Below are 852 nucleotides of genomic sequence, written 5' to 3'. Positions count from 1 at the left end.
AGGCGAGCGCCCCGGCCGAGGCTCCGGCGGCCACGGCGAGCGCGCCGACCGCCGAGAGTCCGGCCAAGAGCGGCAAGAACAAGTCGGGTGGCACGGTGGTTGCGGCACTGCCTTCCACCAACGATCCGGACGAGCTCTACCGCAACTCCTACCAGTTCATCCTGTCTGGCGACTATCCCACCGCCGAGCAGGGGTTCCGCGATCATATTTCCCGCTTCCCCAAGGACGCCAAGGCGGCGGACGCGCATTACTGGCTGGGCGAATCCCTGCTTGGCCAGCAGAAATACCGCGACGCGGCGGAGGTTTTCCTTGCCGCCAGCAAGGATTATCCGAAGGCCAAGAAGGCGCCCGACATGTTGTTGAAGCTCGGCGTGTCGCTGGTCGGCCTCAAGCAGAACGACGTGGCCTGCGCCACCTTCAGCGAGATCGGCAAGCGCTATCCGGATGTTTCCGGCACGCTCAAGGAGCGCATCAAGCAGGAAAAGGCGCTGGCGTCGTGCTAGCTTGCATGTCGCTGTCCCGAAACCGGGATCACTTTTGGGCGACATGCACTGATGCTCGGCACCGGGCCTGACCTTTCGGACGACCTTTTTTCAGACTTCGACTTTTCCACCGGCGCCGTTGCAGCCGTGTCCGGCGGCAGCGACTCGACCGCCCTTCTCCTTCTCCTCAAGCACCACCTCGACCGAACCCTGCCCGCGGCAAGGCTGCTTGCGGTGACGATCGATCATGACCTGAGACCAGGTTCGGCAGCCGAAGCGCAAGCGGTGGCCCGGCTCTGCGCCGAGCACGGCATCGCGCATCGCACGCTCATCTGGTCCGGCGGCAAGCCGTCGGCGGGCCTTCCCGCCG

At 65.3% G+C, this 852-nt stretch carries 2 protein-coding genes; both read left to right on the top strand.

What is annotated here, in order from left to right; genetic code table 11:
- On the top strand, positions 1-503 hold a 503-nt coding region (ybgF, locus tag DH10_RS36065; RefSeq protein ID WP_246811705.1), incomplete at its 5' end, for a tol-pal system protein YbgF.
- 51 nt (positions 504-554) lie between these two features.
- Positions 555-852 (top strand): PP-loop family protein (locus DH10_RS36060; RefSeq protein ID WP_281423906.1); only part of this gene is annotated, 298 nt, incomplete at its 3' end.

The organism is Mesorhizobium silamurunense, from assembly GCF_014843825.1.
Taxonomy (GTDB): Bacteria; Pseudomonadota; Alphaproteobacteria; order Rhizobiales; family Rhizobiaceae; genus Mesorhizobium; species Mesorhizobium silamurunense.
This window is presented reverse-complemented; position numbering and strand designations above follow the sequence as displayed.